Genomic DNA, 23,811 nt, shown 5'->3' on the forward strand with positions numbered 1-23,811 from the left:
ACTCTTTTATGACAAGCCGACTAAACTGCGACCTAGCCGCTGCAGTCGCCGCTCTGATGCGGCCGTCGCGCGCCGACACTCAGGATGAATGGCTGGGGGCTATCGGGCGGCGGCGCCATTCGTAAAGAGACGCCGCTCAGCGCTTCGACCACCGCACGATCCCGCTCCGCATCTCCGGTCGAGCCCACCAGCGATGCCCGCTGAAACGCACCTGATGCTGCGATCCAGATCTCGATGGCCACCTTGTAGGATCCGGGTCGCGTTCGCTCGCTGCGACATAGCGCATCGACAACCCCTTTCTGAAGCGCTGTCATGAAGCGAAGACCTGTTGCTGCGACCAGCCCGGTCGATGCCGCCTTCTGTTGTGGTGCCGGCACGATAATGAAGGCATCGGAATCGGTGCGACGGGCGATCAATCCGGTGGCAGCTAGCAGCTCATTCAAGGCGGCGTCTGCCGTAAAACGGCCATTGACCGCCTTCGCGGTCAAACCAGCTGTCAGTGCGGTCTCATAAAAGACCTGTGTTCCGCTGGTCCTCATATAGACATCGAGAGCAGCATCGAGCGGCTGCGCCGCAATCTCATATATCCGAGAAGATGTTGTCTCGCCGGCGCCAGCGCCATGCGCGGTGGAAACGAGCGCAAGAAAAAGCGCAAGAACAAAACACACGGCTCGCCGGTCAATCCAGGTCAACTCAGGTCCCACATCCCGACTTGTTCAAAACTGCCAGAAGCCAGCTCATATCGAAACCGGTATAGCGAGGTCAAACCCAGTCTCCGCTCTGTGCCGATTTCAGCACCACGCGAGGCGCTCGAGATGAACGACGTTTCCAGCGCCGGCGACCAGGTAACTTAATGCGAGCATGTCACGTGTTCAGGAGCTAGCAGGCTTGGGATCGTCGCCAGGAAACCGGACGGAAAAAGCCGGCCCGAATTGAGGGTCACCGGCCTCGTCATTTCCGCAATGAAATCAGGATGGTGGGGAGGCAGTTGATGAACTGTCTCGCAAAACCAACGGCTTAGGGAAAAGTGAGGGCGAAAGCGCCTCGTTGATTTCAAACGAGAAATTTCTGCTCCCCCCTCACCGTTTCCACAGTGCTCGCCCTCTCCGGAGGGCCTCATGACCATCCGATTTGTACCTCCCCGCCGTCTCGCTCAACCCGCGGCAAAGTCTCGTCCGATCACGCGTGAGACGGAACGCGCCAAACGGTCGCTGTCCGCTCAGTCGGCGCTTGTTCAGCACAGGCGCCGTGGACACCGCAGGGGCGCCCGATGAGCGCGCGCCGCCTCGCCGTTCAGCGCCTCTATTGGCAGCACGGCCGGGAAGCCTTCCACGCGTTTTTTAAGCGTGGCGGCATTTGCCCGCCTCCCTATCCCGATCCCTACCCGGACCACTGGTGGAACTGGTGGAGGGCGGCACCATGACTTCCCATCAGCGCCCCGCTGGCTCCCGCGACCTGGCCGCACCAATGCGGGAGGGCTGCTGATATGGCCCTCCATGAGCAATGCGTCGGCGCGACAGACGAGTGGTACACGCCGCCTCATGTCTTCGAGGCGCTGGGCTGCCAGTTCGACTTGGACGTGGCTTCGCCCGGCCTCGACGTGACGCCATGGATTCCGGCGAAGGAATGCCTGCTGAAGGATCAGGATAGCCTGTCCTGGAATTGGCGCGGCTTCGTCTGGATGAACCCGCCCTTCGGCGGCCGCGGCGCCATCGAGCCATGGCTGGAGAAGTTCTTTCGCCACGGGAGCGGCGTCGCATTGACGCCAGACCGGACGTCCGCGCCGTGGTGGCAGCGGCAATCGACCAAGGCCGACGCCATCCTGTTCGTTGCGCCGAAATTGAAGTTCATCAGCGCCGACGGCAAGCCTGGCAATTCACCGGCCCAGGGCACCACCCTTTTTGCGGCCGGCAGCAAAGCCGCGCAGGCATTGCGCCTCGCCGCTTCTCGCGGGCTCGGCGTCCTCATGGCTCCCGCGCTCAGCTCCAAGGATGGAGGGCCTGCGTCATGAAGCTCTGCGTGGTCTGCGAAATGCCTATGGACGCGCGCCGGCAGAAGACGTGCGGCGAGCTGTGCTCGCGTGAATGGCAGCGCCGTTACTACCGCCAATATCATCAAGAGCACCTCGAGGAGCGGCGCGCGTCTTGTCGCGCAAGCTGGGCACGGCACAACGAAAAGCGCGGTCGTCCGCCACGGAAACCGCAGACGCCAGAGCAACACGCTGCCCGCCTTGAGCGGCAACGGAAGATCCGTGCCACGCCCGAGTGGAAAGCCAAGGAGCGGCAGAAGCGCCTCAACTGGACGCCTGAGCAAAAGGCCCGGCACCTGGAACAGAAACGTAAGGCGCACGGCAAGAAAAAGAAGGTGAACGCCATCAAACGTAGAGAGCGTCACATGCGCGACCCAGAGCACCGGAACGAATACCAGCGCAAATACGTGAAGCGGAACATCCTCGCGTATCAAGTCCTCAAGTCACTCGGCATCGAAATCGACATCGAAACCATGGAGCCAAGCAATGCTTAACACGACCGTTCGCACCGGCGCCGCCGCTGTTTCCCGGACCGCCCAGAAGAACCCCTTGGAAATCCTCATCCAACTCGTTGAGGGAGATCCGACTGCCGATGCCGACCGTCTGTTCGGTAAGTGGCAGGACATCGTGCGCGACGACGAAGACCTGCTGACACCCGTATTGCGCCACACGTTCACCAACCTCCTGACCTGCGTGGACAGAGATCGCCGCCGCGCATCTCCCCGCGCCACGACCCGAGCGGCACCCGCAGCAGCGCAACAGGAACAGCAAGTCGAACGCATCAAAGCGCAGGTTGTGTCAGTAATCCTGATGAACCTCACCCTCCCGAGCGGGAAGCTACTTCGCGACTCCAAGTTCAAAGACTGCGCGAAGGCCGGCGGCTGGTTCGCCAAAATCGCGAAGATGGGCAAGCCGGACCAGGTGGTCGGGCGCACCGTTTCTGAGGAGACACTTCGTGCGATCCCCTTCTGACCACTCACGCGCTCAACCCGCATCACCGTCCCCTTCCCAGCCCGATACCGCAGGAGAAGTAAAATGACGGACGAACAGCGCTCCCGCGAGATTCGAGAACGTGAGGCGCGCGAGAACCAGCAGGCTCACGCGCAGGCGAAAGCAACTGGCAAAGCCGTCAGCTTCATCGCATCCGACGGGTGCGAGGTCACGGTGACGCCCGCCGGTCACGTCTTCCACAACATTGATGATTGGTACTAGCGCCATGGTCGACGCCACTCGCACCTATCTGCCCTGGTTGCTTTCCGTCATCACCATCTGGATGACGCTGTTGGCTGGCAATAAGCACCCGCAGGCATGGCTTGTCGGGCTCGGCAATCAATTGCTCTGGCTGGTCTGGATTTGCGTCGCTGGCGCGTGGGGCCTACTGCCCATGAACCTCGCGCTCTGGATCGTCTATAGCCGCAATCACCTGAAGTGGAGTCGGGTATGAAATCGACACAAGCAACGCGTGACCGCGTTCGCGAGTTGATGTCCAAAGAAATGGACGACTACGATCGAGCTGTTGAATGCGTGCTCGACGATCTAGAGGGGTTACTCAGTGGTGCCCCAGCAGCGCCACCATGCGGCAGAATGCGCGAAGCCTTGGAGTTCATCCGCGATGGCTACGAGCGCGGCGACATCAACCATGTCGACTATCGCGTCGGCGCCTATAAGGCTGCCCTCGACGCGCTGGGCGATGGATCGAGTTCTGACGGGTCGGGAGTTCGGCTGGAAGAATCAGCGCGATCCCACGGCGAAAGCCTTCAGCAAGGGCCGGATACGCCCACCACGGCTAGCGATAGCTGGGATGGTGGCAACGTTGCAAAGCCGGTTGCTGCCCCCGACCGCGCATCGCGGGTGGTACCCGGCCCGTCAGAAGCCCAACACTCTGCTGCAAGCAGTGCCAATCCAGTTGTTGCAGATTATGCAACAACTGAAACCACCTCTCCGGAAATCCCGGATAACTCGCCCGAGCCGAAGCGCAAGCTGACGGCCGAAGAAGGCGAGATGCTGCGACAAGCTCTGCTGGATTCGACACTGCCGGCCTACGACATCTCGCCCGAGCCGGATGCGGTGAGGGAGGCGCTGGAAGCCGCGCGAACGGAGATCGTGTGCGCCATAGCTTTTCTTGGTCGCGATGCCGGAACAGATCGGATCGAAGGAACCATCGCCGGCCTGATCAAACGTCTCGTTGCGGCTGATCAAGCAGCACGCGCCGCCCTCTCCCGGCCAGCGCATGGGGGATGGGAGGAAGCGCTGCGACGCATCCGCGATTTCCCGCATAGCTGCAGCCCGTGCGAACAGGCGATGGCACAGATCGCCCGCGATGCCCTTGCTCGCAAAGAGTGCGCACCCGCGTTGGATGTCAGCCATTTCCTCTGCCCAGGGTGCGGCAATGACATGCGCAATCCGGCCGAGCCACATAAGGCGGACTGCGAGTTCATCGCATTCGTAAAAGCAAAGAAAACAAGCGCGGCACCCTCCGATGCCGTGTCGGGCAAGGAGAGTAGCAATGGGTAGTTCCTGCTGGCGCACCCGGTTCGAGCCGCTTCCCGACATCACGACCTATGAGCTGGCCATGGACGTGAAGCACGTCAACGCCTCGCAGGTTCTGATGGCGCATTGCTGCGACGAGATGGGATCAGCGCTGCGCCATCGCGTGCTCGATGACTATAACCACTCGATGAACAAGCAGCGCATGGATGTGGTCTGGAGCGCGGAAGCCACTCCCGCACGCATTGGGGATCAGGGACGATGAGAAGCGCCCTCTATTTTGCCCGACTATTCGTTCCGGCCTTCTTGGCCATCTGGCTTGCGAGCTGGATCATTTTCAGCGTGTGCCAGTCCATCGTGACCGGCGCTCCGCTGATCCAGTGCCTGACAACGCGAACAATCGATTGTTCGATTAAGGACCGCCCATGAACACCGAGGCCGATATCGTCGAGAGGCTGCGAAAGCACGTCAACGACCGCGGCGGCGCGTCGATCGACAACGGCGCCTGGCAGATGATGCTGGATGCGGCCAGCGAGATCGAAGGCCTGCGCATGGAGCATCAGTACGCATGCCAAGAGCTTGGCGTGGCGATCGCCGAACGCGACGCCGCCGCGCGGGACATGCGGGAGCGGTGCGCGAAGGTGGCGGAAGAAATGAGCGAAAATCCGAACTGGTCGCCAAGCGAGCAAGACGGTGCATTCTCGCTCGCAAAGATGTTGCGCCTCCTACCCGACACGCCAGCGATCCTTGCGACAAGCGGAAAGGATGCGACATGAGCGACCAGATCATCAAAGACCTGATGACCAAGATCGGTGATGATGTCGGCGCGACTATGCGGCGAACGCTGGCGATCTCCCCGGAGCCGCGCCTGCCTGTCGCCATGTCCGGCGGCGCCAGCGCGATCGCACTCATTGCCGCTTTTCTCGATACCGATCCCAAGCCGGAGCCCGATCCAGATTGCGTGCTGTTGGCCGGCCTGCTGCTCGGCCGCATCGGCCCGAACCAGGTTGAAGAAGCCTACAAGGATTTCGAAATCCTGAAGGCCGCCGGCAGGACCGCCGCGCTCACCTCTCACAAGGACGGGAGCTAGGCCCTCTTGGCCTTCTCGCGCCGCTTCAGCTCTTTCTCAATAGCGTCGCGGATCAGGTCGAGCCGGTCCTCCCCCTCCTCCAAGGCAGCGTCCATCCGCGCCTTGGCCCCTCAGGAAGGGTCAGGTTGACGTTCTCGGCCCAGAGTTTCTTTCGCCCCATCTTGCGGGGCATATCGCGTACATGAATTTGAGTCAAAGCGCACCTTTATCGTGTACATGTTATTGACAAGATATCATGTACACGATAAAACTCAACCATCAACTGATGGAGAGACACATGACCGCCACCGCAACCATCGCCTTCAAGGCCTGCGAAGAGATCACCATCGTCGGTGCCGAGACCGAATGCGAATGCTCGCACTGCGGACGCCCTCTCAAGGTTGGTGTTCGCCTGGCTGGATTTGGTGGTGTGTTCGGCTCTGACTGCCTCGCCCGCGCGTCGGAGAAGCAGAAGGTCGGCCCATACATCCAGAAGCTCTCCGGCCAGTCCATCAAGGAGCGCGGCATCATCGCACGCAAGGGCGCCGAATATGCGTCCCGCATGTACGGATGGCGGGTTGGTGACGCGAACTTCAAGCTCGTCCTCAAATCCGACCTCAGGAGCATCTGATGGCAGACCTCAAGCCGATTGCGAATGACTACCTCAAGGACCGGATAGTCCTTGAGCCGTGCAAGAGCCGACTCCATCGCTTAGTCGCCAGGCTTTTCGACACTTACATCGACGACCTTTCCGACGAGCGGATCATTGAGTTGGAGCAATTGGCTGACTCTTTTCGGATCACCCATGCTGATGGGAAAAGGTTCGATGCGTAATTGGCCTCCCGCGATCATTCCGCAGCAGCAGAACACCACCCAGGAGAAGACGTGATGACCGAGCAGGAGCGCGCTTATCGCAATCTCCATCCCCACGCGGAAGCCCAAATGGCGATGTGGCTGTGGGGTGACGAATACTCGCAACAGCGAGGCGGCTCGATGGATTTCTGGGATTCTCTTGGCGCTAGCCGCCGCAATCATTGCATCGATTGCGTCAGTTACATCCTGAAATCCCACCAGGAGAATGGCCGGGCGACCGGCGAGATGCCAGCCTGATCATCAGTAATCACGACACCAGCCACTCACACGCTCACAGGAGAACCCCATGACGATCAAGTCGACTTATCTGATCACCAACGATGATTTCTCGCCATACGATGACGATGGGGTCGTGCGAGAGCAGAAAACCGAGAGGGCGGCCATGAAGGCCGCAGCGCTTCGGCTCGCCGGCACAGACACGCAGGATGCCGAAGTGTGGATCTGGAAGCTCGTCAGCGTCGCCAGCAAGCCGCCGCTCGACCCAGAATTCGAGCCCGCCGCCTGATCCACTCCCCCACAACCACCGTTGGAGCCCGACATGCGCATCTGGTTTGATACCGAATTTATAGAAGACGGAAAGACGATCGATCTGCTTTCAATCGGCCTTGTGCGTGAAGATGGCGCGTCTCTGTACATTGAAAACGCTGATTGCGACCGGTCGAAGGCCAGTGATTGGGTGAAAGAGAATGTCATAGTTCATCTTCATCCGAGGCCTGTGTTTGGTCGGGATGACATTGCGAGGCAAATTGTCGAGTTCGTCGGCGATAAACCTCAGTTCTGGGCCTATTATGCCGACTATGATTGGGTCGCGCTGTGCCAGCTATTCGGCACCATGATGGACCTTCCCAAGGGCTGGCCTATGTATTGCCGGGATGTGAAGCAGCTCTGCGACGAGATCGGAAATCCCGAGCTTCCGAAGCAGTCATCGACCGAGCACCACGCGCTGGCTGATGCTATGTGGACAAAGCAGGCTTGGGAATTCCTGGCTCATCAGACCGTCCGGGTTGACCATTAGGCTCCCACGCTCTGCCCCCACAACCGCCACGCCTGTGCTAGGATGCAGGCAGATGGAGAGATCATTCGTGAATACTGGGCACTTCCAAGTCGTCGGTACCAACATCCATACCGGCAGGTCATGGGATGAGGTAATCTGCAACGACATGCGATCAGCCCTGATCTCCGCTTTCGAAGCCAGCGACACCAAGTCGATCAGAATGACAGTCTACGACCATTTGGGGGTGTGGTGCGGTGAGGTCGGGCCGAGCCGGAATAAGCCACCGCGCAACCCACGCCAGCTGTGATGGAGTAAGTAATGGCCGAGAGTGATGATCAGCACTACGACCGATTGAACGCTATTGAGCGTGTAAAGGCCGCCCTCGCGAAACATGTCGCGGGCCAGACGTTTGATGCAGACCCTGCCGACATTGCTATTCTGGCCGAAGAATATGACCGGCTCCGGTCGGGCCTACCCCGCTGATGGAGTGACAGCAAACTAGACGTTTCCTTTCGTCCCGCTTTCTAACAGCCACCGCATCGCATGCGCTCGGGTGGTGAACAGCCCCACGAGTTGCTCGACGGCACCGTAGGGCCAGTGAACATCGATGACGAATTGCCCATCATCCGTTTGCCGAACTTTGTACTCTGGGCCCGGAAAATTGTTGAAAGGTTCCACCTGCTCGTCCCTTGTATTGGGCGGGAGCAGTTGGCTCTCAGTCACCGGTAACAGCCACGAACAGGCCGGGGATGACCGACGCTATCTGATCGCTGAACGCTTGTATGCAAGGAACTTGCGAGCGCGGAAGTCGCTCTGACTCTCATGGAATAGGTGCGCCGGGGGTTATTCAGCCTCGGCGAAATGCGCGCGACTTCTGGATCTGCATTTCGGGAAAGCCTTCAGCCTCAACCTGGATGACATTGCCGATCAGGCGAACCAAATGCGCAACGTGCTTTCGGCACCCTTCGATGAAGACCGCCGCAAGAGCGCACAGCGCAACTATCGGAAAGCAAATGACAGCGAACGGCGATTTGAAGATCACCATCAAAATCATCGCTCGTTGCGAGCTCGATACTATGCGCCGAATCTTTGCGTGAACTTCCGGATTTTCGATCCGCCCGGTAGCTTCAGACATCTCACTCTGACGATCCAGATCAACACGGCGCGAGAGCATCATCGCCAGCAGCAATGGCCATGACAGATCGTGAGCAAATCTGATACTCGACTCGAGGGATGACCTGATTGCCTTGTACTCGCGCGAGTGGAAGCTGATTTCGCCGGCCCGCGCCATGTCAAAGAGCTTATCACGCTTTTCGAACACGATCTGACGCGCCCAGTCTGTGCAGATCCATTGCCAAGGGCCATAGATCAAAAAGACCAGCGCCGACAGAACACATACTGCGACCAAAGCATTTGATGCTTGTTCCATCATTTATCTCCCGGATGGGTTTTACCTTTAGGGGTAAGACCCGATGAGCTGCGCGACGGATCGATGCCAGTTTCCAACTCACGGATACGCTTTTGGAAGTATTCGACCTTTCTGTACCGCAAAGATCGCTCAACCACTGCCCACCCGGCCGCGCATCCTGCCAGAGTCAGGGTTATCGCGAACTTAAAATCAGCCAAAACCGCCAACTCAAAGGCGAGCTTGGTGGTTTCGCCAGCGAGGAAGAAAATCGAATCGTGAAGATAATGGAAGGCCACCCCGCCGAGACAGCAGCGAAGCAGAGTTCGAAGGGTCTTATAGCGCTGATCAACACGAAGGAGCTCGACCCGTTCCGCCGCGTTGGCGCTGAGGCCGCTCGGTGATTTACCCATTCCAATGGTCTCATCGCGAACAACAGACGCTACGTAGCCCGATTCCGCAACCATAGATAGGGGAGCGCTGCGATCCCACCAATAGACTTAACGCCTAGAGCGCGATTATAGGTGCCTGGATGGACGCCGAACAGCTCACCCTCCGCAAGATGACCTTCGACGGCATACCCTATGACGACGACTGGCTGGTGATCTGGCAGGGCCTAGCCGTGGGCCGGGTCCTGAAGCAGTCGGGCGTCGCCTATGGGAAGCCGAACTGGTTCTGGTCGATCACGTACAGCGGCACGGTGAAGCCCGCCCGAGGCAGCGGCGTGGCGACCGATCTGGAGGATGGCAAAGCCAGCTTCAAGGCGGCATGGGCCGAGCTGCGGAGCCGGCTTTCCGACGAGGAAATCGAGCGGTTTCGGCGCCACGAAGCGGACCTTGCGCGCCGGCGGTGACTCCCGGAACCGCAGCCGCGTCCCCATATTAAGCCGGTAGCGTAGCGTTGGAGTATGCGTATGTCGTGGGACACCCTATTGCCTGCCCCTATTCCTGTGCCCGGCTCGAAGCCACTGGTGACACTGAGAGACGCCGGCATGCTCATCCAGAAGCTGCCGAAATCCCAGGCCGACCTGCCGGCTTGGCGGACCGCCACCGAGGCTCTCATGCTGGCAGCCGAAGAGCGAGGGCCTCTGATGCACGCCGAGGTCGGGCTCCGGAAAGCCTTGCACCTCGGCGAGCCGGTCTACGATTCCAGCCGCAAAGATCCGCATTGGGGGCGCCGCAAGCTGGCGCGGGACCGATGACACCCCGCCGCCTCGCCGAGCGCATGCGGACCCGCCAGCAGGTCAGCGACGGCTTTGTGCGGGAGACGTTCACCCTGCCCCGCGACGCCGCCCGTGCGAAAGCCCGGGAGATACTTCAGCGGTATCCCGCAGGCGGTTACTCAACGACGGTAGAGTTCTGGCAGAAGTTGCCTGATGGCCGGATCGAATTTACGATGCGACGCTTACCGACGGCCGATTGAGAGCAGCAGTGGCATCTTCGAAACTACGCGTCGGCGACGTTTGCCGACTGAATGAACTTGGTCGATCGCGAAGCCCAAAGATAAAATGGCAGATGGCTCACGTCGTGAGCATTGTCGGAGACGGCCGCTCGTACAGGGTTCTACCTTTAGGCAGGAAAGATGCCGTCCGCATACATGGAACCTACCTTGAACTGGCGCTTGGCGTTGACCCTTAGTGGCTGACACTGAGACGCAGGAACGCTGCTCGGAACGAATCCTCGCCGCCTCGCTTGAATCCGCCGTTCTGTAACGGAGTTGCGTATCATGCGTTCGGATTGGAGCCCATCCGTAGTACCGGCAGGCGTTCACGACACCGTATATCTAGTGGTCGATTGCAGCTCATCCGGATGCGTCTGGCGCGAAGCTGACATCGCGGGTACCGATCTCGAAACCGTGATCAAGGACCTATTGGCCGGCGAGTATTCCGATCCGCTGTGCGTCATCGCTTTTAACGCAACCGAGAATTGGTCTCGCGACGTCACAGCCGATATCGCGCGCGAGATCCAAGAGCGTTCTGACCTTGCGTATGAAGACATCCCATCATGGCTCGAAGATTTCGTTCACCGTCACGTGAGCCCTGAAGTGCAACTTCCTCTGAGGCTGCGCTGATGGCGCATCTCAGTCCTTCAACCGCACCCATGGCCGACGACAATTCCAGCGCGCTTCTGGAACTGATCGGGCACCTAAGCGCCGCTCTCATTCAATCAGACAGAAATGTAAACCCAGGCGTTAGAGACCATATGCAATCGGCCCACAGGCTTGCGCTTGACCTCTACACGACGATGCCGGCAAGGAACGCCGATGCGTGACATCGACATCATGACCAATGCTATGGCTGAGGCTCACGCCGTGCTGTGCGATTACATCGAACCCGATCGGCGCGACCCGGCAGCAGTCCTTCAGCAGATGATCGAGATCTTAGATCGGGACGACGTTGTGGCCGCGCGTGAAAGGCTCTCGAAGGGCTATGGCCACCTGCGAGTCGTCAAATAAAAATGCCCGGTCGCCATCGCTGGCGCCGGGCAGTTTACAGAGTAAACGGACCGGTTCATCCGGTCGCCCTCTCGGGCCCGTGTGGGGCGGTGGCCCCTATTCCACCGTGACGCGCGCCAGCCCGCCCATGCCAATTGCCCGCGCGGCAGCGTGGCTGAGATCGATGCAGCGGCCCCGGACGAAGGGTCCGCGGTCATTGATGCGGACCGTGACAGATCGCCCGTTGGCAAGGTTCGTCACCGTCACGCGGCTGCCGAAGCGCCGGGTGCGGTGCGCGGCCGTCATGGCGTGGGTGTTGAACCGTTCGCCGGAGGCTGTCCGGCGGCCGTGGTAGCCATCCCCGACGCCGTAGTGGCTGGCGATGCAGGATTCGACTTTCGTCATAGTCACTTCAATCGAGCGCACACCGGCGAAGATGTCCTGTGAATAACCGGGTGCAGACGCAAAAATGCAGGCGCAAACGAGCGCCGCGGCAAAGCGGATCATTGATCTTTCCTATGGTGGTGATGCAGGGTTTCGGCGCTGAGGATTGACCTCAATCGCCCTTGGCGAGGCCCGGCGCGTGCCTTGATTCGATCACGCGCCGGGTCACTTCATTTCCGGCGAGGCGCCGGGTCAGCCCGGACCGCAAGCAAAGCGTCGACCTTGTCGGCCAATTCCTCAAGAGCGTTCGTGTGACGCACCTCGTGCTGCTTTTCGAGCGCCTCAGCATGACGATGCAGAGCGATTGCGAGCTTGTCGCCCACCTTCACATAGTCGCTGAACTGGTTCGCATCGACGATGCCGCCGGCAATGCCAACCATGGTGGCTTCTCGCACGGCCTTCTCTTTTGCCGCAGCCCCCGAATTCCCACCCTTAAGCATCGCCACCACGGCGATCAGCATCATGCCGAGGGCAATCGCGTCAGGCGTGGTGATACCGAACATCATGCGCCGCCCTATAAATTGAAACGAATTCGTATAGGGCCAGCAACGCGTAAACCAGCGGACCTGTGCCGAGCGGCGTATTGTTGATTTGCGCCGCATCGTAGAACGCGTAGGCGATCAATGCCCAAGCGACGGAGCCGAATATGCCGCGGACGACGCGGATGATGGCGTTCTTCGGCCACCGTCCGTTGATGTAAAGCGCCACCAAGCCTGCTGCGCCCATGATCGAGAAGACGCTGGCCAGCAACGCGTCAGACGACGTGTATCGATGGAAGCCCACAAAGTCGGGCTTTGTCAGCAGGTCCCCCGGCAGCGCGAATGTAATGCCCCACGCAAGCATCACGGACGCGGAGAACCACTCCATCGTCCGATCCTTGAGGCTCTCGATCGCGATCCTCACTTCGCGTACGCTCGGCACTGGTCGCGCAGCAGCTTGTAGTCTGCAATGTATCGCGGGGCAGCGGCAGCCGGGTCTGCGCCTTTAAGGGCAGCAAGCTCGTTTCCGAGCTTTTGACCAGTGGCCACATCATACTCTCGGAGCGGCGGGCATTTGGTCTGCACTACCACCTCCGGAGCATCCGAAGGAAATTTTCCGGCAGCCTTAGAACCGGTCGCCACGCTGGAGACCAGCAATGACATCGTCAACATCAGGCCGATTGACTGCCACTTCATTCGCACGACGCTCCGCATCGGCGCTCTCCTTATTGATGGTGGATGTGGTTTCGGCGCGGCCGAGATCATGGAGATTGTTCTCGGCACGCTTGCGGGCGAGCCAGTCATTGAAGCCGGTACCGAAGGCGTTGAACAACGCCTCCAGCACCTTCAGCAGCGCGGCTCCGGCGAGCCCCGTAAACATCAGCTGGCCTGACTGACGGCAGCGGGAACGGCCGCGTCACTGGCGGCGGGCTCTAGATTGAGCCGCGCCCAGATCTTCTTGGCCAGCCCTTCCGGACCACCTGCCCACGACTGCAGCCAGCCCGGGGCATTGTCGACGGCATACTGAAGCGCCTTGGCCAGCACCTCGTTGCCGACATCCACGGTCAGCGTCTTGTCCTTCACGGCGCCCTGCACGGCATTCAGGCCGTAGCCGACGGCGTTCTGGATGAGCAGTTCGACCCGGGCGTTTCCGAAGATGGCGACGATATTCGCCGGCAGCTGCCGGAGCGCCCAAGCGGCGGCCAGTCCGATGATATAGGCGAGCGCCTGAGCGACGGCGCCAGCTGCGCTACCCCAGCCCCAGACAACCTTCGTCGTCTCACCAGTGGCCTGCGCCACGGTCTCGGGCGCGGCATCCGCGGCGAACGCAATGATCGGCACAGCCAGCGCCAGGAGCAGAACCGGAAGGCCTGCATGCATCCACGGCGCACGCGGTCGCGCGGCCAGGTGGACGACGCCCCAGCCCAAGCCGAGCACAAGGAAAGCCACCGGCACCAGCGGGCCGAAAGCGAACGTCAGCAAGCCGATGCACACGAGCGCAATCGCGCTGCGAAGCAGCAAGAGTTTCATAGGTCACCTTTGATTTTGAGGATGTGCCCGGTGCCGCCGGGCGGCGGATGGATCAGACCGTCAGCGCGTAGGGAATCGTCTTCTGCCCCGCGCGCGCCAACTGGTCTTTGACGTTGGCGATGAATGCCGGCCACTGTGCAGGAACGATCGTTTGGCAGCCCAGCGAGCTTGTGGTGTTCACGCCGCCGCGATGGATGTTGATGCCGAAAAAGCCGGTTTCGGCCCCCTCCCCGTCGCGATCGACCGTCACTTTGTCAGCTTGCACCAGCGCCTGGTATTGCTGCGACTTCGGCTTGCTCAGCCCGTGGATGCCCAGCCGATACGACCAAAGACCGGGCCGCAGGCTCGCGATGTGCTTTCGAAATACACTCGGATCGGTGTTGGCATTGTAGGTGCTGAAGTGGTTCGGCCCGACAAGGATCATGGCATCGTCGTAGATGCCGCGATCGTTCACTTTCGGCTTTCCCATCGTGTCGAGGTAATAGCCCCGCATCCCGACCAGGAACACAGGCTGGCTGATCTTGAGCGCAGCGACTTTGGCGAGAAGGGCGTCGCGGGTGATCTGAGGCAGGCTTTTGGGAACGATGCTCATTGGTCTTGATCCTTGTTCGAAAGTGATCGGAACTGGCCAGAAGCGCTCGCGACTATCGGCGGATATGCCGGGGGTGGCCGCACGGGCTATCGCTGCGGCATGGAACGCCGCCACGACATCATCGCGATTGCTGCAATTTGGGTTCTGACGCTGGTCGGCGCCGCCGGGATATTCTGCGCCGCGAGCTCAGCCGGGCTTTTCCGGTAGGGCTCCCGCGGTCTTCAGCGGAAAGTGGCCGAACCCGACCCAGTGTGGTACGACACACCGGGACGGAAACGGATAATGCAGATTCATAAACTAGCCGGGCTGGACGCCTTGCGTGGCGTCGCGATCGCTCTCGTCATCGCGGCACACTTCATGCCGCCGCAATTGCCCTACGCAGTCGAGGCATCCGTGATGGTCGCGAATGCAGGCGTGATCCTTTTCTTTATTCTCTCCGGCTACCTGATGGACCGGAACCTCGCGGCAAACGACGCGATCGGCCAATACGCCATCCGCCGCGCCTTCCGCATTTTGCCGGTCTACTGGCTTTCCATCGCCCTTATCGCAGCCACGTCGTCTGCCTGGACCATTGGGCAGGCCGTGACGAACGCGACGTTTATTGCGCCTCTCTTTGGCGCAGAGCGGATGTCCGGCGTGTACTGGACGCTCTACATCGAGGTGGCATTCTATGCCGCTGCGCCAGTGCTGCGCTGGATGGGAGAGAAGGCGATTCGGATCGCGCCTTTCCTGTTTGCAATCGCCGTGCTGGCATTCTGGTCAATTCGCGGGCTGATAGTCATCGCCCCGATGTATCTCATCTTCTGCCTACTCGGAATGCTGATCGGATCACTGCACCGGGGCGGGCAATTCCGCTGGCTTGACGCGTTCATCGCACTGCGGGCGAGACCGCTGGAGGTCATCGGGCACGTGTCCTACTCCTGGTATTTGCTTCACACCATCGTCGGCTATCCCATCTTGCGCGCCGCATATGCCGCAACCGACCAATGGTGGATCGCTTCATCCATCGGCATCGCCGTCTCGTTTCTCGTCAGCCTCATTGTGCACCGCTACTTCGAGAAGCCGATAATCGAGCTGGGCAGACGTGCCGCGAACACCATGGATTCCGACCGCGGCAGGACACGCGCGTCCGGCTAGTGCACTGTCACACTGAGTCCATGTGTCGGGATCATCTTGCTGTTAAGCGTATCGATGCGGCCGACGAAGGTGGTCCCGGATTCCACGCACGCCTGATCGACACTCTCGGCCACCTTCCGGTTTGAGCTGGAGACGCCAGAGTAAGACGTCGGCGCCGAAAGCGACGCATTCGCCCATCTGAAATAGTTCGCCGTGTGCGTACCTGATCCCGCGCTGGAGGTGTTGATGGCCGATCCGCCGGGCGTTGCCGACAGCGTGTAGGAATTCGCATTCGGCACCGTCTTGACGAAGTAACCCACGCTCGGTGAGAGGCCTGTCGGCAATGTTCCGGAGGTTGTCAGGTAGACGGGATCGTTCACCGAAAGCCCGTGCGATGTCTGACTGATGACACCGGGCGAGGCGTTCGAGATCGTCACCGTCGTCGCATTGAGCTTGCACGACACCTTGCCAACTAGATCGGTGTTAAGAGTCGGAGCCGCCGAATTGTCGAATTGCACCAGCAGCCGGCCGTTGCTGATCGTGCTATCTGCGGTCTGCGGTGCGGTAACGAGCGTCATGGGATTGGTGATCCCAGCCGTATTCAACTCTAGCTCCATGAAGCCGAAAGTGTTTCCGTCAGGCCCATTGGCATTAGGTATCCACTGCCAGTAACGAGCGGAGATTGGGCCAAAATTGGCAAGAGGCGCCCAGGCGGATGCCGATGACGATGTATCAATCACGACCGCGTCCGTGTAACTGACGCCATCGTTCGAATACTGCAACTTCCACGAGGCGATCATGCGAATGGTCGTCTCGCCGAAGATTCGAGTGCTCGCTATCGAGACCGCCGCTCCTAGATCAACCTTTATTATCGCAGCGCTACCAACTGCGACGTTGCGCGCGATATTCCATTGGATCCCAGTCGAAGTATTTCCGTCGTTAGTGTTTGTGGCTGCACCAGAAAAAACAGTTCCTGCAGTCGTCGCTGTCTTTCCGCTTAGCTGGTTTACGCCCGCAGTGACTGTCGGCGCTACGTAGCCACTCGCGACAGCGGCAGAAACATCCACATTCGCCGAGGCGATCGTATTGATGCCGCGCTTCGTGTCGTCGCTTGCCTTGAAGCCGCTCGCCCACAGATTGACGTGGCGCGTGGCATCGCCGAGCGCTTTCGAGATGTTGATGCGATCGATCAGGCTGTTCTGGCGCTCGGCGTCGGTCGTGCCGCCTCCGCCGCCGCCACCTGCAGGGACAGCCCAAGTACCATCCGCCTTACAGAATTTCCCTGCGGCGGCATCACCAGCGCCAGGCGCCGGGCACAAGCCCTTCGTGCCACCCGATCCGCTGTCGCCGACCATAACGTCCACGATCGCGGTCAATTGAGCCGGCGTGAGATCTACGGGATCTCCGGTGCCGGCGCCACTGGCGCGACCCTTCACCCTCGCCTGCGCCATCTGATCGAGCTTGGCGTTGGTGACGCTGTTCGCCGCATAGGCCGCCGTTGCGAGCGTGCCGCAAGCGATCGTGTTACCGTTCTCGCGGAAGACGCAGCCCGAGCCAGGCGCTGCGGAGATATCCGCCGGAGTGCCGCCCGAATTCGCAGCGCGCCCCATCACAGACAGTGCGCCGCTGTCGCGGAACATTGCGTCCAGCACTTTTTTCGCGCCGATCGCCGTGACGGTAGAACCCGCCGAATTCGAGATGTCACCGGACAGCGCGGGCATCGAGGTGCCCTGCAGCACCCCAGTTGCAGCCGCTGCCTTGGACAGATCGATGGCGCCGAAACCGAGCGCGGTGCCGGCCCCGTTGACGCGCAACACCTGATCGGTCGCGCCCTGTATGTCATCGGGGTTGGCGGATGCATTGCCCGTCACGCCTATCACGCTGCGCGCGATGCCCTGCCGGATCTTCGCGTTGGTGACGGCATTGTTGGCGAGGCCCGCCGTCAGCAACTGGCCGCAATCGATGGTGTTGGCGTTCTCTCGGAAGACGCACGAGCTGCCGGCGACGGCCGAGATATCCGCCGGATCGCCAGTCGTATTCGCCGCGCGCCCCATAAGCGATAGCGCACCGCTGTTGCGCAGCTTCGCATTGGTCACAGCATCGTCGGCGATGCCGCCCGTGGCGATCGTTCCGAAGCCGATCGCCGCCCCGGAGCGGCGGAAGACCTCGTTGTCATTGGCCGCAACGCACCAGGCCGGCACACCCGCGGTGTTCGCCGATCGGCAAAGCACGCCGAGCCCGCTGCCATCAGCCAGCATCGACAGCACGACCTTCGCCGTACCGATGACGGTCACGCCATTCTGGTTGATCGTCACGTCGCCAGTGACTGTCTTCCAGGCCGGTGCCGCAGATGTCTGACCGATGAACAGCTGACCGCTGGTCCCCGCTGGCGTGACGCCGGCCGGCGCCGTGCCGTTGCCATAGACCACGCCCCATTGCGTGAGCGTGGCCAGGCCGGAACCGCCCTTCGGCACCGAGAGCGGCGACGTGCCGGGGCTTGTCTGGGCACCGGCCGACGTTGCCAGCAGCAAGGCAGCCGCGATCGTGATGAAGCCACGAAGCGTCATGATGTTCAATCCAGTGATGTGAGAAAGTTAGATCCAGCCGGAGCCGTCTTTGAGCGGCGTCAGCGTGATGCCGCCGCCGTTGGAGTCGATGATGTAGCTGGCACCGCCCATGATGGTTTCCGCCCCATTCGGCACCAGCGTGATGTTATTCGTCAGTGCGTCATACTTCCGATCGACGATGCGAACCGGCTTCGTGCGCGCTGCGGACGGCGGCAGGTTCACAGTCGTCGCAGCGCCAACATTTTTGTTGATCAAAATGATGTCGGCATCGTCGGCCGTGACGGCGACCGCGCCGGCTGCCGTGACAATGCGCTCGGCATTGTTGGCAATGACCGTGTCGGATTCCTGCGCCCTGCCGACCGCCACATAGTTGCGCGTCGCGTCAAGGGCGCCTAGCCAGACACGGATCTGATAGGCACCACCCAGGCAGTGGAAGAAAACGAACCCGTCAGCATCAGCGACGATCGGATTGCCGATCGGCGAAATACCGTCGCGATCGTCATAGAGCTGCACGAGCGGCAGCCCCGGAATCTCTGCGCGCACCTCGACGTTGGCGAACGGAACGATGTTGCCGGCTTCGTCGGTGACCGTGAATTGATGTCGTGCAAGGGCCATGCGAGCGTTCCGTTAGTTGATCTGGTTTCCGCGGATATCGCCGGCATTGCTGAGCGTGACGAAGCTGACGCCATCGATCGACCGGCCGGCTGCGCCGCCAGCCCCGGGGCCGCCGCCAAAAGAACTGCCGGTGCCCGACTGGCCGGGCAGTCCTGGATCACCGCCCGACCCGCCAGACCCGGAGATATAGCCAGACACGTTTCCGCCGACGCCCCCCACGCCGCCTACAGCGTCGCCGCCACCGAACCCGCCTGTGCCATAGCCGCCCGTGGCGCCACCGGCGCCACCGCCGCCGCCCAATCGACCCGCACCACCACCGCCGCCACCACCACCAGCCGTCGCGGAAAGGGGCGCTCCGCCGCCGCCACCACCACCCCCGCCCACAACTCACCGCCCGACAGAATCTGCAGGTTTATCGCCACGCGCGTGTAAAGCGCATCGCCGCCGGCTTGGCCGGGCGCACCGTTTTGAATCGTCACGCCGTCATTATGCCCCCCTTCCCGCCGACGCCGCCTGCGCCGCTGACGCGGCCGGCGATCACAACATTCAATGTGACGCCCACCGGCCAGCTGCCAATCACCAGCGCATACATGGCCGGGCCCGCCGAGCCCAGCACCACGCCCTCGTTGATCCGCAGCGTGATCACATTGCCGCTTTCCGGCGCCGGATAGATCGAGTCGTGCGCAGCGCGCATGTTGACGTTGAGATTGTCGGCGTCGATCAGCACCAGCCGGTTGTCGAGATCTTCCTCCGGCACGTTGAACAACGCTTCCTCCGCCTCCACCTTGAACCGATCGGGCGCAGGCTCCACGCGCGTCACCTGGACGGGGATATCGACCGCCGCACCCGTCGCGTCCTGCAGCGAGTGCGCAGCGACCCGATACCCGCCGCCCTGCTGCACGTCGGTGCCGGCATAGCGCATCAGGTCGAAATTCGAACGCCGCGGCGCGTCTCGGTATCGCCCCAGCTGGATCGAACTCAGCCGATCGGCGACCGTGCGTCCGAATTGCGGAATCCAGCGTGAAAAGATTTTCTTGATCACCGGCGCGCCATAGTCATCCTCGGCGGCCTGGTCGATCACGATTGCGGTCGATCGATAGTTCTCGGTCTCTGTCAAATTCTTCAGCGGATTGACCTGACCGAAATACACCCACACCTGCGACAGCCGCTTCTCTGGCTGTTCCTTGATCTTGAGCGTGTTCTCCAGCGTGTTGTCCGACGTGAAGCGCGCGACATCGGTCAACACCGAGCGCAGAACCTGCAGCTTGATCTTCAAGGCCCGGTCGTCCCACCACAGGCACAGGCAGGCCTGCTGCACCAGCTCGGACAGTAGCGTTTCGACGGACGTAGGCTCGCAGATCAGGGCCGTATAGACACGGCCGTTATAGGCTTCAGTCTCGGCCTGCCATTCGGCCAGCGGGATATAGCCGGCATCAATGTCGGTGTATTCGGTGATCAGATCGGCGACGATGTCAGCAGGATCTTCCGCGTCATAGCGCAGCGCGACCTGGAAGCGATCCTGTGCCTTATGGGCGACGGCCAGCGTGTTGTATTGCGCGCGGGTGATGGTCACCACATCGTTGACGCGCGTGAAGCTGACGACCTCCTTGCCTCCAATCGTCGCATAGCCCGACGCCGGATATTCCTCGTTACCGATGCCGGACGGCGACAACGAGAGCGACGTCGCCACATTGGTGACATCGCCGACCAGGAATCCACTGTTCATCACCGGCGCCTGCGAGCGGTCGCCCGCGGCCAGCTTCAGGATGTCCTTCGCGATCAGCGAGAATTTCCCATCCGGCGTCGGGCCGTCGAAGCTGTCGATGACGAAGCGCCGAGCCTCCATCTGATCGAGCGACTGGCCGAGCAAGCCGGTGTACCAGGTGATCGATCGGCCGCGCAGATATGGAAAGCGCGCGCGGAACTTGCCCCAGAAAGTGCCCTGCCGATACGGGTCATAGTCGCGATCGGCGAGGTATTTGTCGAAGCCCTCGCCCGCATCGGAATGCGGATGGTCGAGAAAGGTGACCTGCAGCGTCGCCCGTGTGCCGAGATTTTCGCCGAGAGAGATCGTGCTCGGCGTAAACGAAACTTCGGAGATCGACGCCGACACGATATCGATGTCATCCGGCCGGTACTCGGTCGGTTTGGCGAAGCGCAGCGTAACATCGGCTTCGTTGAGATGCGGCCTGTCCTGACAGGTCGCACGGCAATTGAAGCACTTGATGGCACCGGTCGCAGGGATCGATGCAATACACGGCGCGACGCCATAGGTGCGCGTGCAGACCGGCACCGAGATTTCGATAAAGGTCAGCGACTTGTTCGTCATGTGATGCCCGACAACGTCAAGTCAAAGGACAGAAGATTGCTCGGCGCAACCGGCACCGGAGCGACGTCGTTGATCACTTTGCAAAAGCCGACTTCAAGAGGATACATCTCCGGCCGCCAGGCGAAGAAGAACGGTGTATTCTTCGCGACCTTCAGGAACGGCCGCATATGAAGGCGGTGCCAGTCCGGCGAGATCAATGACAGTGGCAGCACCGACTCTCGCCATTCGCCGAGCACGATGTCGCCGAGAAACTCGCCCGACTGACTCCGCCCGTTGGCGACATTGGCCTTGATCCCATCCGGAAGCGGCGTGTGACCGACCCAGATCTTGCGTTCCAGGACGAGCAGCCGGCCGACATAGAGCACCGCTGCGCGCGGGGCCGCGTCGCCTTCCTGCAGGCGGACGCGAAGCGCGGACGGGACAGCCGGGTTGAAGCGAAACATCACCGGGCTGTCATCGGCAAGCATGCGTTCCTCGACGGCCTCGACCCAATTGCCGTCGATATTGATCTCGATCGAGACCGGGATGTTGCCGGAGCCGAAGTTATGGCGCGCGACGCCGACATAATCGATCGGCTCCGTCGTGCCGAGCGTCACGGTGATGTACTGCTCGCTGTCATTCGCCGCGCGCCAGCCCTGCGCTGTTGCGGGGTTGGCCAGATTCGAGACGGGATAGCCGGCCGCCGCGGTGTCCGCCGCAACATTCGTCGTGGTGACGATGTTGCGCCAGCCGACGAGCGGATGATCGGCGGTCACCGGCCATGGGTCAGGTGTCGGCGGCGTGATGACGAAATTGCGCGATACGACGAGCATCAGACGGGCACCACGTTGAGGCGGTGACCATCCGCCATGCCCTCATTCAGAGCCTCGAACATCGCACGCACCCAGTCGCGCGAAGCGATGAGCGGGACGCCGACATTGTATGTATTGCCAACCGAAGCGGTATCTCGCGATGGGTTGCCTCCGCGGTTGGGCGTGATGTCGATCTTTTCGCCGGGCTCCACCATCGCCTGGAACAGCCTACTGTCGCCGCCGCCGACACCGCCAGGCACGGTCATCGAGAGACCATCCTTGAAGCCGGTCGGAACCGTCGTGCCTTTGATCGACGCAACGAGGGACGCACCCTTAGCCATGACCGCAGCGACGGCCGCTATATTGGCCGGGAATGGAAGCTCCAGCGCTTTAGCCGCGCCAGTGAACATCGAGATCGTGCCCTGGATCACTCCAAACACCTTGGCTGCTGTGGCCATGGCGCTGCTTTCCTTGCCAAACGCATTTGCAATCGATGCGAAGCTACCCGCCATCGACTCGCCGGCTTGCGCCCATGTCGCCCCTGCCTGCTCAGCAATCTGCTTTTGCCGCTCTGCATAGGTCTCCATGCTGATCACGCCAGCATCGTAGAGCTGCGTCAGCTGCGTCATCTGGAGATTGAACTGCTCGGTCGGGTTCATAGCTTGCAGCGTGGCATTCGCACCCGCGACCTTCATCGCCGCCATTGCCGCTGCGTCACCGGCCTGCTGGATCATCGCGAGTTGCGCCGGTCCAAGAGCGATATTCTTCGACAGCGCGATCGCCTGCGCCTCATACTCGATGCGAAGCTTTGCCTGTTCTCCGACACTCTTTCCGATTGTCTGCGCTTCTGCCGTTTGCGCGGCCGTCCGCTTCGCCTGCGCATCCAGGAATGACACCAGGGCATTTTTGACGGCGCCCTCGCTGCTCACGATCGGCGCGGCCGTCTTGCCCCATTCGGCACCGAGGAGCGAGACCTCCTTCTGCATCGATTTGATATCGATGAGCTGGGTGGTCCAATCGGGGGCCGCCTCCTTCGGAGCGGACCACAGGTTGGCGATGGTCTTCGCCAATTCCTTTCCGGCCTCGTCGGTCTGCCGTTCGGCGGCAGCGAACGCTTCCATGCCAGCCTTAAAGCCCTGCCAGTCCCCCGAGGCGAGCGCTTTCACTGCTTGATAGACAGCGCCGAACTCGGCTCCCACGCTCTTGACCGCCGTAATTGCCGCCATGCTGACGGTGACCAGCGTCTTGAAGGTGTTGACGACAGCATCGACAGCGCCATTCATCAGCGTCGAATTCGACTTCACGTCGAGCATCACTTCGGAAAAGTGCTCGAAGGACGGAAGCAGCTGCGCGGTCAACGTCGCGACCAAGCCCTGCTTGATCTTGTCCATTCGCTTCAGATTGTCATTGAAGGCTTCGGCGGCCGCCGTTGTCTTCTTATCGAGAACGAGGCCGTATTTTTCGGCTTCCTCGCCTGCTTGCTCCAACCCTTCCTTGCCCAGATTGAGCAAAGGGATCATCGAGGCGCCAGCCTTGCCGAAGAGCGAAATGGCCAGCGCCGTCTTGTCGGCGCCATCGCGATAGCCGGAGAACTTGTCGGCAACATCAGTCAGCACTTCGCCGGAGGAGCGTAGAGTCCCGTCCGTGTTCTTGACACTGACGCCCATCTTAGAGAAGGCCTCGCCGGCAGCGCTTGCTCCATCAGTGGCCGCGGACACCATCGCCTTGGACAGCTTGCCTAGAGATTTCCCGAGCGACTCCTGACTGACGTCGGCCAGTTCCGCGGCATAGCTGAGTTTAGAAAGCGCCTCGACACCAACACCGGTCGACTGCGACATCTTGTTGAGGTTGTCAGCATTGTCGATTGCATGCTTGACCATGACGCCAAGCGCAGCGCCGGCCGCGAGCGCGGCGGCAGCAACAGCCGCCAGCCCCGTCTGCACAAGGCTTCCGAACGTCGCCAGGCTGGACTGAGAGTCCTTAAGGCCCTTGTCGAAGGAGGCAGTATCCGCCCCCAGCACGACCCGCAGCGCACCGATAACGGCGGCACCAGCCATA

37 protein-coding genes are annotated in these 23,811 nt (G+C 61.1%); 21 read left to right on the plus strand and 16 right to left on the minus strand.

Annotation, left to right across the window (positions count from 1 at the left end):
• Positions 1–32: 32 nt before the first annotated feature.
• On the minus strand, positions 33–539 hold the full coding sequence (locus RPMA_RS18340) for a secretin and TonB N-terminal domain-containing protein (protein ID WP_211909121.1): 507 nt from the start codon (positions 537–539) through the stop codon (positions 33–35).
• 947 nt (positions 540–1,486) lie between these two features.
• Here RPMA_RS18340 and RPMA_RS18345 point away from each other — a divergent pair.
• The 15 genes from RPMA_RS18345 to RPMA_RS18415 all read left to right on the plus strand — a co-directional run bounded on the left by RPMA_RS18345 (position 1,487) and on the right by RPMA_RS18415 (position 7,935).
• On the plus strand, positions 1,487–2,011 hold the full coding sequence (locus tag RPMA_RS18345) for a DNA N-6-adenine-methyltransferase (RefSeq protein ID WP_211909122.1): 525 nt from the start codon (positions 1,487–1,489) through the stop codon (positions 2,009–2,011).
• The gene (locus RPMA_RS18350) at positions 2,008–2,523 is read left to right on the plus strand and encodes a hypothetical protein (protein WP_211909123.1); all 516 of its coding nucleotides are present in this window, start codon (positions 2,008–2,010) and stop codon (positions 2,521–2,523) included. Before RPMA_RS18345 ends, RPMA_RS18350 begins: the two co-directional genes overlap by 4 nt.
• The gene (locus RPMA_RS18355) at positions 2,516–3,001 is read left to right on the plus strand and encodes a hypothetical protein (RefSeq protein WP_211909124.1); all 486 of its coding nucleotides are present in this window, start codon (positions 2,516–2,518) and stop codon (positions 2,999–3,001) included. The genes RPMA_RS18350 and RPMA_RS18355 overlap by 8 nt, the downstream gene beginning before the upstream one ends.
• 63 nt (positions 3,002–3,064) lie before the next feature.
• Positions 3,065–3,241, plus strand: a complete 177-nt coding sequence (locus RPMA_RS18360; RefSeq protein WP_211909125.1) for a hypothetical protein — start codon at positions 3,065–3,067, stop codon at positions 3,239–3,241.
• A gap of 4 nt (positions 3,242–3,245) precedes the next feature.
• Positions 3,246–3,473, plus strand: coding sequence for a hypothetical protein (locus RPMA_RS18365; RefSeq protein WP_211909126.1), 228 nt, complete (start codon positions 3,246–3,248; stop codon positions 3,471–3,473).
• Positions 3,470–4,543, plus strand: coding sequence for a hypothetical protein (locus tag RPMA_RS18370; protein ID WP_211909127.1), 1,074 nt, complete (start codon positions 3,470–3,472; stop codon positions 4,541–4,543). Before RPMA_RS18365 ends, RPMA_RS18370 begins: the two co-directional genes overlap by 4 nt.
• Complete coding sequence (locus tag RPMA_RS18375) at positions 4,536–4,781, plus strand: hypothetical protein (RefSeq protein ID WP_211909128.1); 246 nt, start codon at positions 4,536–4,538, stop codon at positions 4,779–4,781. The genes RPMA_RS18370 and RPMA_RS18375 overlap by 8 nt, the downstream gene beginning before the upstream one ends.
• A gap of 160 nt (positions 4,782–4,941) precedes the next feature.
• Positions 4,942–5,292 carry a hypothetical protein gene (locus RPMA_RS18380; RefSeq protein ID WP_211909129.1) on the plus strand — a complete coding sequence of 117 codons (351 nt, stop codon included), beginning with the start codon at positions 4,942–4,944 and terminating at the stop codon, positions 5,290–5,292.
• On the plus strand, positions 5,289–5,606 hold the full coding sequence (locus RPMA_RS18385) for a hypothetical protein (RefSeq protein WP_211909130.1): 318 nt from the start codon (positions 5,289–5,291) through the stop codon (positions 5,604–5,606). The genes RPMA_RS18380 and RPMA_RS18385 overlap by 4 nt, the downstream gene beginning before the upstream one ends.
• Before the next feature lie 277 nt (positions 5,607–5,883).
• Positions 5,884–6,216, plus strand: a complete 333-nt coding sequence (locus RPMA_RS18390; protein ID WP_211909131.1) for a hypothetical protein — start codon at positions 5,884–5,886, stop codon at positions 6,214–6,216.
• Entirely contained in the window at positions 6,216–6,419 is a 204-nt protein-coding gene (locus tag RPMA_RS18395; protein WP_211909132.1) for a hypothetical protein, read from the plus strand. The genes RPMA_RS18390 and RPMA_RS18395 overlap by 1 nt, the downstream gene beginning before the upstream one ends.
• A 54-nt stretch (positions 6,420–6,473) precedes the next feature.
• A complete protein-coding gene (locus RPMA_RS18400; RefSeq protein ID WP_211909133.1) occupies positions 6,474–6,695 on the plus strand; it encodes a hypothetical protein in 222 nt (73 codons plus the stop codon).
• Between the two features lie 49 nt (positions 6,696–6,744).
• Positions 6,745–6,963, plus strand: a complete 219-nt coding sequence (locus tag RPMA_RS18405; protein WP_211909134.1) for a hypothetical protein — start codon at positions 6,745–6,747, stop codon at positions 6,961–6,963.
• A 33-nt stretch (positions 6,964–6,996) separates the two neighbouring features.
• Positions 6,997–7,473 (plus strand): 3'-5' exoribonuclease domain-containing protein, encoded by a 477-nt coding sequence (locus RPMA_RS18410; RefSeq protein WP_211909135.1) that lies wholly within the window; start codon positions 6,997–6,999, stop codon positions 7,471–7,473.
• 297 nt (positions 7,474–7,770) lie between these two features.
• The gene (locus tag RPMA_RS18415) at positions 7,771–7,935 is read left to right on the plus strand and encodes a hypothetical protein (RefSeq protein ID WP_211909136.1); all 165 of its coding nucleotides are present in this window, start codon (positions 7,771–7,773) and stop codon (positions 7,933–7,935) included.
• A 364-nt stretch (positions 7,936–8,299) separates the two neighbouring features.
• On the opposite strand, the gene RPMA_RS18420 is transcribed toward RPMA_RS18415, so the two are convergent.
• Positions 8,300–8,884 carry a hypothetical protein gene (locus RPMA_RS18420; protein WP_211909137.1) on the minus strand — a complete coding sequence of 195 codons (585 nt, stop codon included), beginning with the start codon at positions 8,882–8,884 and terminating at the stop codon, positions 8,300–8,302.
• The gene (locus tag RPMA_RS18425; RefSeq protein ID WP_211909138.1) at positions 8,881–9,270 is read right to left on the minus strand and encodes a hypothetical protein; all 390 of its coding nucleotides are present in this window, start codon (positions 9,268–9,270) and stop codon (positions 8,881–8,883) included. Before RPMA_RS18425 ends, RPMA_RS18420 begins: the two co-directional genes overlap by 4 nt.
• A gap of 119 nt (positions 9,271–9,389) precedes the next feature.
• On the opposite strand from RPMA_RS18425, the gene RPMA_RS18430 reads away from it, so the two are divergent.
• The 5 genes from RPMA_RS18430 (at position 9,390) to RPMA_RS18445 (ending at position 11,311) form a co-directional block, all read left to right on the plus strand.
• Entirely contained in the window at positions 9,390–9,710 is a 321-nt protein-coding gene (locus RPMA_RS18430) for a hypothetical protein (RefSeq protein ID WP_211909139.1), read from the plus strand.
• 138 nt (positions 9,711–9,848) lie between these two features.
• Complete coding sequence (locus RPMA_RS18435; protein WP_211909140.1) at positions 9,849–10,058, plus strand: hypothetical protein; 210 nt, start codon at positions 9,849–9,851, stop codon at positions 10,056–10,058.
• The gene (locus tag RPMA_RS28090) at positions 10,055–10,279 is read left to right on the plus strand and encodes a hypothetical protein (protein ID WP_249225283.1); all 225 of its coding nucleotides are present in this window, start codon (positions 10,055–10,057) and stop codon (positions 10,277–10,279) included. The genes RPMA_RS18435 and RPMA_RS28090 overlap by 4 nt, the downstream gene beginning before the upstream one ends.
• Before the next feature lie 303 nt (positions 10,280–10,582).
• Positions 10,583–10,927 (plus strand): hypothetical protein, encoded by a 345-nt coding sequence (locus RPMA_RS18440; protein WP_211909141.1) that lies wholly within the window; start codon positions 10,583–10,585, stop codon positions 10,925–10,927.
• Positions 10,928–11,119: 192 nt separating this feature from the next.
• Positions 11,120–11,311 carry a hypothetical protein gene (locus RPMA_RS18445; protein ID WP_211909142.1) on the plus strand — a complete coding sequence of 64 codons (192 nt, stop codon included), beginning with the start codon at positions 11,120–11,122 and terminating at the stop codon, positions 11,309–11,311.
• Between the two features lie 96 nt (positions 11,312–11,407).
• On the opposite strand, the gene RPMA_RS18450 is transcribed toward RPMA_RS18445, so the two are convergent.
• From RPMA_RS18450 to RPMA_RS18475, 6 genes are all read right to left on the minus strand, one after another.
• Positions 11,408–11,695: a septal ring lytic transglycosylase RlpA family protein gene (locus RPMA_RS18450; RefSeq protein WP_211913729.1), complete on the minus strand. Its 288-nt coding sequence runs from the start codon at positions 11,693–11,695 to the stop codon at positions 11,408–11,410.
• Between the two features lie 209 nt (positions 11,696–11,904).
• Positions 11,905–12,240: a hypothetical protein gene (locus RPMA_RS18455; RefSeq protein WP_211909143.1), complete on the minus strand. Its 336-nt coding sequence runs from the start codon at positions 12,238–12,240 to the stop codon at positions 11,905–11,907.
• Entirely contained in the window at positions 12,215–12,601 is a 387-nt protein-coding gene (locus tag RPMA_RS18460) for a hypothetical protein (RefSeq protein WP_211909144.1), read from the minus strand. Before RPMA_RS18460 ends, RPMA_RS18455 begins: the two co-directional genes overlap by 26 nt.
• 237 nt (positions 12,602–12,838) lie before the next feature.
• Positions 12,839–13,093 (minus strand): hypothetical protein, encoded by a 255-nt coding sequence (locus RPMA_RS18465; RefSeq protein ID WP_211909145.1) that lies wholly within the window; start codon positions 13,091–13,093, stop codon positions 12,839–12,841.
• Positions 13,093–13,743: a hypothetical protein gene (locus RPMA_RS18470; protein ID WP_211909146.1), complete on the minus strand. Its 651-nt coding sequence runs from the start codon at positions 13,741–13,743 to the stop codon at positions 13,093–13,095. Before RPMA_RS18470 ends, RPMA_RS18465 begins: the two co-directional genes overlap by 1 nt.
• A 52-nt stretch (positions 13,744–13,795) precedes the next feature.
• Positions 13,796–14,335 carry a hypothetical protein gene (locus RPMA_RS18475; RefSeq protein WP_211909147.1) on the minus strand — a complete coding sequence of 180 codons (540 nt, stop codon included), beginning with the start codon at positions 14,333–14,335 and terminating at the stop codon, positions 13,796–13,798.
• A 282-nt stretch (positions 14,336–14,617) separates the two neighbouring features.
• Here RPMA_RS18475 and RPMA_RS18480 point away from each other — a divergent pair, with 282 nt between their 5' ends.
• Positions 14,618–15,472 carry an acyltransferase family protein gene (locus tag RPMA_RS18480; RefSeq protein WP_211909148.1) on the plus strand — a complete coding sequence of 285 codons (855 nt, stop codon included), beginning with the start codon at positions 14,618–14,620 and terminating at the stop codon, positions 15,470–15,472.
• Here the strand turns inward: RPMA_RS18480 and RPMA_RS18485 are convergent.
• Genes RPMA_RS18485 through RPMA_RS18515 form a run of 7 tightly spaced genes read right to left on the minus strand, consistent with a single transcriptional unit; the run spans position 15,469 to position 23,810 of the window.
• On the minus strand, positions 15,469–18,018 hold the full coding sequence (locus RPMA_RS18485) for a discoidin domain-containing protein (RefSeq protein ID WP_211909149.1): 2,550 nt from the start codon (positions 18,016–18,018) through the stop codon (positions 15,469–15,471). The genes RPMA_RS18480 and RPMA_RS18485 overlap by 4 nt on opposite strands.
• Positions 18,019–18,045: 27 nt before the next feature.
• Entirely contained in the window at positions 18,046–18,633 is a 588-nt protein-coding gene (locus tag RPMA_RS18490; protein WP_211909150.1) for a hypothetical protein, read from the minus strand.
• Between the two features lie 12 nt (positions 18,634–18,645).
• The gene (locus RPMA_RS18495; protein WP_211909151.1) at positions 18,646–18,831 is read right to left on the minus strand and encodes a hypothetical protein; all 186 of its coding nucleotides are present in this window, start codon (positions 18,829–18,831) and stop codon (positions 18,646–18,648) included.
• 26 nt (positions 18,832–18,857) lie between these two features.
• On the minus strand, positions 18,858–19,112 hold the full coding sequence (locus RPMA_RS28275) for a hypothetical protein (RefSeq protein ID WP_211909152.1): 255 nt from the start codon (positions 19,110–19,112) through the stop codon (positions 18,858–18,860).
• Positions 19,109–20,962 (minus strand): hypothetical protein, encoded by a 1,854-nt coding sequence (locus RPMA_RS18505; protein WP_211909153.1) that lies wholly within the window; start codon positions 20,960–20,962, stop codon positions 19,109–19,111. The genes RPMA_RS28275 and RPMA_RS18505 overlap by 4 nt, the downstream gene beginning before the upstream one ends.
• Positions 20,959–21,774, minus strand: coding sequence for a discoidin domain-containing protein (locus RPMA_RS18510; RefSeq protein WP_211909154.1), 816 nt, complete (start codon positions 21,772–21,774; stop codon positions 20,959–20,961). The genes RPMA_RS18505 and RPMA_RS18510 overlap by 4 nt, the downstream gene beginning before the upstream one ends.
• Complete coding sequence (locus RPMA_RS18515; RefSeq protein ID WP_211909155.1) at positions 21,774–23,810, minus strand: phage tail tape measure protein; 2,037 nt, start codon at positions 23,808–23,810, stop codon at positions 21,774–21,776. Before RPMA_RS18515 ends, RPMA_RS18510 begins: the two co-directional genes overlap by 1 nt.
• Position 23,811: the final 1 nt, after the last annotated feature.

This window comes from Tardiphaga alba, assembly GCF_018279705.1.
Lineage (GTDB): Bacteria > Pseudomonadota > Alphaproteobacteria > Rhizobiales > Xanthobacteraceae > Tardiphaga > Tardiphaga alba.